The organism is Verminephrobacter aporrectodeae subsp. tuberculatae At4, assembly GCF_000193225.1.
Lineage (GTDB): Bacteria > Pseudomonadota > Gammaproteobacteria > Burkholderiales > Burkholderiaceae_C > Acidovorax > Acidovorax aporrectodeae.
This window is the reverse complement of sequence record NZ_AFAL01000737.1, coordinates 1-4,965: the sequence shown is the minus strand read 5'-3', so window position 1 is coordinate 4,965 and position 4,965 is coordinate 1. Positions and strand designations below refer to the sequence as shown.

Annotated in this window: 3 protein-coding genes and 1 pseudogene; all 4 read left to right on the top strand. The window is 70.6% G+C overall.

Annotated features, from left to right (window positions below; all coding sequences use genetic code 11):
- Positions 1–15 precede the first annotated feature (15 nt).
- The gene (locus tag VTU_RS0120955) at positions 16–2,379 is read left to right on the top strand and encodes an LPS-assembly protein LptD (RefSeq protein ID WP_029554628.1); all 2,364 of its coding nucleotides are present in this window, start codon (positions 16–18) and stop codon (positions 2,377–2,379) included.
- 4 nt (positions 2,380–2,383) lie between these two features.
- Entirely contained in the window at positions 2,384–3,790 is a 1,407-nt protein-coding gene (locus tag VTU_RS0120950) for a peptidylprolyl isomerase (RefSeq protein ID WP_010108313.1), read from the top strand.
- Between the two features lie 65 nt (positions 3,791–3,855).
- Positions 3,856–4,143: pseudogene (locus tag VTU_RS29065) on the top strand (ribosomal RNA small subunit methyltransferase A); the annotation flags it as partial.
- A gap of 140 nt (positions 4,144–4,283) precedes the next feature.
- Positions 4,284–4,965, top strand: a 682-nt coding sequence (rsmA, locus tag VTU_RS0120940) for a 16S rRNA (adenine(1518)-N(6)/adenine(1519)-N(6))-dimethyltransferase RsmA (protein WP_010108307.1), incomplete at its 3' end; no start/stop codon positions are given.

Sequence of the window (4,965 nt, the reverse complement as noted above, 5' to 3'; positions counted from 1 at the left end):
GCTTCGGCGTGGCGGCTGTCCGCCCTGCTGCCTGCGCTGGCCCGTGGCGCGGCCCTGGCCTGCTGCGCACTGCCGCACGCCGCCCTGGCCCAGGAACCGGCGCAGGGCGCCGACGCCCCGGACGCCCCACCCGCACTGCGCGCCACGCCCCGGCTGCAGGAGCGGATTCCCCCCGCCGTGCGCCACCGGCTCCCGATCTTCGTGACGGGGGAGCACATCCGCGGCCAGATTGATCTGAACACCATCATCGAAGGCGATGCGCAGCTGCGCCACGGCGATACCGTGATCCGCGCCGACCGGATGGACTACACCGCGCCCGATGACCTGGCCCGGGCGCACGGCAGGGTGCGCATCAACCGCGCGGGCGACCGCTACGAGGGCACGGAGCTGGAGTTGTACGTGGACGCCTTCCAGGGCTTCTTCAGCGACGCGCAGTACTGGCTCCTGGAGCCGCAGGCGCATGGCACTGCCTCGCGCATGGATTTCCTCGCCCGCGACCGGACGCTGGTGCACAACGCCACCTACACCACCTGCGAGCGCGGCGATGCGCCGGACTGGGCGCCGGACTGGGTGCTGCGCGCCGCGACCCTGCACATCGACAGCACGCAAGAAACCGGCACCGCCGAAGACGCCGTGCTGGAGTTCAAGGGCGTGCCCCTGCTGCCGCTGGCGTACATCAGCTTTCCCCTTTCGGACAAGCGCAAGTCGGGCCTGCTGCCACCGACCGTCGGGCTCGACAGCCGCGACGGCCTGACCTACACGCAGCCGTATTACTGGAACATCGCGCCGAACCGCGACGCCACGCTGCGCGCCACGCTCATGCAAAAGCGCGGCGCCAGCCTGGGGGGCGAATTCCGCTACCTGGAGCCGGCCTACGCGGGCCAGATCAGCGGCGACCTGATGCCCAGCGATCAGCTGCGCAGGCACTCCCGCTGGAGCTTTTCGGGCCGGCACCAGGGCGCCTTCAGCAGCAGCACCGACACCCTGGGCCTGAACCTGAATCTGAACCGCGTGAGCGACGACGACTACTGGCGCGACTTCGGCCGCGCCTCCGGGCCGCTGCGCCAGCGCCTGCTGCCGAACGACGCGCTGCTGACCTGGACGCGCAGCGATACGACGACGACGCTGCGCACCCTCAAGTGGCAGACGCTGCAGGACGTGAACGCGCCCATCGTGCCGCCATACGACCGCATGCCGCAGCTGCAATGGCGCTATGCGCCACTCGGGCTCGGCGGCAACCTCGACGCCAGCGTGGAACTGGACAGCACGCGCTTTCAGGCCGCGCGCGAGCGCACCGGGCAACCCAACGCCACCCGCAGCTACGCCATGGCACAGATCAGCCGGCCCTTCGTCCAGCCCGCGGGCTACGTCACGCCGCGGCTGCAACTGCACGCCACGCAGTACCAGTTCGACGCGCCGCTGCCCGGCAGCACGCGCAGCGCGCAGCGCGCGCTGCCCACGTTCAGCCTGGACAGCGCGCTGATGTTCGAGCGCGACACCCGGTTCTTCGGGCGCGCCTTCCTGCAGACCCTGGAGCCCCGGGCGTTCTACACCTACACACCGTACCGCGACCAGAGCCGGCTGCCGGTGTACGACAGCGCCGCGAACGACTTCAACCTGGCGACCATCTACACCGAAAACGCCTACGGGGGCAACGACCGGCTGGCCGACAACAACCTGCTCACCCTGGGCGTGACCACGCGCCTGCTGGATCCGGAGAGCGGCAACGAGGCCATCCGCCTGGGCCTGGCGCAGCGCCTGCGCCTGTCCGAGCAAAGGGTGACCCTGCCCGGCAACGCGCCGGTGAACGAACGCCTGTCCGACCTGCTGCTGGGCGCGAGCATCCGCTGGACGCCGCGCTGGGACCTGGACTCCATGCTGCAATACAACCCCAAGCAGGGCCGCTCCGTGCGCACGACCGTCGGCGCACGCTACAGCCCCGGCAGCTACCGCACCCTGAGCGCCGCGTACCGCCGGCAGCGCGGCACCAGCGAGCAAATCGACATTGGCTGGCAATGGCCCCTGAACGACCTGTGGGGCGACAAGGGCCAGGACCTGGGGCCCGGCGGCGGCCAGGGGGGCAGGCGCTGGTACGGCGTCGGCCGGCTGAACTACAGCCTGCAAGACAGCCGGCTCATAAACACCATCGTCGGCCTGGAATACGACGGCTGCTGCTGGATCGGCAGCGTGGTGCTCGAACGCCTGCAAAACGGCACGAGCACCTCGAACACGCGCCTGCTCCTGCAGATCGAATTCCTGGGTCTGTCGCGCCTGAGCCTGGGCGCCAACCCCCAGGAAACCTTCAAGCACAATGTGCCGCGCTACCAATACCTGCGCGAGCAGGTGGCGCCGCCGAGCCGCTTCAGCAACTACGACTAACGCCATGCAATACCGTGATCACTGCACAGTCCTGGCCCTGATCCTCGCCAGCCTGACCGCCATGGGCAGCGCTGCAGCGCAGGGCCTGCGCCTGCCGGGAACGCCTGCGGGCCAGGGATTGGCGCGCCCCGCCCCCGCCCCCGCGCCGTCCGAGACCGCGTCCACGCCCGACGCCGCGGCGCGCACGGCGGACTTCATCGTCGCCGTGGTGAACTCCGAACCCGTGACCAGCACCGAACTGCGCACGCGGCTCGCGCAGGTTCAGGCGCAGCTGGCCCGCCAGGGCGGCGCCACGCCGCCGCACGAACGGCTGGAGCGCGAAGTGCTGGAGCGGATCATCCTTGAGCGGGTGCAGATCCAGCAGGCGCGCGAGACGGGGATCAAGGCGGACGAGTTCGCCGTCACGCAGGCCGAGGAGAACGTGGCGCGCCAGAACCGGCTGACGGTGGACGAGCTGCACGCCCGCCTGGCGCGCGAAGGCATCAGCCAGGAGCGCTTCCGGGAAGAACTGCGCAACCAACTGCTCGTGCAGCGCCTGCGCGAACGCGAAGTCGAAGCGCGCGTCAAGGTCTCCGATCTGGACGTCGAGCAGTACCTGAAGGAAGAGCAGCGGGACGCGCAGGCCGCGCCCATGCAAATCAACCTCGGCCACGTGCTGGTGCTGGTTCCCGAAAACGCCAGCCCCGCGCAGGAGGCCGAGCGCCAGGCGCGGGCGCGGCAGGCGGCCGACCGGCTGCACACCGGAGAAGACTTCGCCGCCGTGGCGCGCGAATTCTCGGACGCCCCCGAGGGCGCGCGCGCGGGCGGGCAGCTCGGCCTGCGCCCGGTGGACCAGTACCCGGAGCTGTTCGTGAGCTCCACGCAGGACCTGCCCCTGGGCGCCGTCGCCGGCCCCGTGCGCTCGCCGGCGGGCTTTCACCTGCTCAAAGTGATCGAGCGCGTCACGGCCGCAACGCCCGCCACGGTCGAGCAAAACCACACCCGCCACATCCTGCTGCGCACCGGCCCCCGGCTGAGCGAGGCCGCCGCAGCCGCACGCCTGGCCGACTACAAACGGCGCGTGCTCGCAGGCCAGGCCGACTTTGCGGCGCTGGCGCGCGAACATTCCCAGGACAGCAGCGCCAAGGAGGGGGGCGACATGGGCTGGGCCAGCCCCGGCCGCTACGTGCCCGAATTCGAACAGGCCCTGGACACCCTCAAACCGGGCGAGATCAGCGAGCCGCTGGTGACGCGCTTTGGCGTGCACCTGGTCCAACTGCTCGAACGCCGCCAGAGCACGCCGACCCCGCGCGAGCAGCGCGACATGGCGCGCAGCATCGTGCGCGAGAAAAAGCTCGACGAAGCCTACGCCGCCTGGGCGCAGGAACTGCGCGCGCGCGCCTATGTGGAATACCGTGACCCACCGCGCTAGCGCGCCATCCTCCCCTGCCGCAGCGCATACGACGACGGCCGCAGGCGCCGCCACAGCCGCTGGATATGAAGCACCTCCCGCGCAAGCGCTTCGGGCAGCATTTCCTGACCGACCAGGCGGTCATCGCCGCCATCGTGCAGGCGATTGCACCGCAGCCGGGCCAGTCCATGGTCGAAATCGGTCCGGGCCTGGCGGCGCTCACGCAGCCGCTGGTCGAGCGCCTCGGGCGCCTCTGCGTCATCGAACTCGATCGCGACCTGGCGCAGCGCCTGCAACGGCACGAGCGGCTCGACGTGATCGCAGCGGACGCGCTCACGATCGACTTCACGCAGCTCGCGCAGACCCTGCGCACGCAGCAGGCGGACCCGCCGCAGCACGGGCACTGCGCGCGCGCGCCTATGTGGAATACCGTGACCCACCGCGCTAGCGCGCCATCCTCCCCTGCCCGCAGCGCATACGACGACGGCCGCAGGCGCCGCCACAGCCGCTGGATATGAAACACCTCCCGCGCAAACGCTTCGGGCAGCATTTCCTGACCGACCAGGCGGTCATCGCCGCCATCGTGCAGGCGATTGCACCGCAGCCGGGCCAGTCCATGGTCGAGATCGGTCCGGGCCTGGCGGCGCTCACGCAGCCGCTGGTCGAGCGCCTCGGGCGCTTGAGTGTGATCGAACTCGACCGCGACCTGGCGCAGCGCCTGCAACGGCACGAGCGGCTCGACGTGATCGCAGCGGACGCGCTCACGATCGACTTCACGCAGCTCGCACAGACCCTGCGCACGCAGCAGGCGGACCCGCCGCAGCGCGGGCTGCTGCGCGTGGTGGGCAACCTGCCCTACAACGTCTCCACGCCCATCCTGTTCCATTTGCTCGCGCACGCGCAGGCCATCGAAGACCAGCACTTCATGCTGCAAAAGGAAGTCGTCGAACGCATGCTCGCGCAGCCGGCCACGAGCGCCTACGGGCGCCTGTCGGTCATGCTGCAATGGCGCTACGCCATGCAGCACCTGCTGAGCGTTGCGCCCCGGAGCTTCGATCCGCCGCCGCGCGTGCACAGCGCCGTGCTGCGCATGCGGCCGCACGCGCAGCCGGCGCCCCTGTCGCTGCCCCTGCTCGAAGAACTGGTGCGCGTGGCCTTCAGCCAGCGGCGCAAACTGCTGCGCCACACGCTCGGGC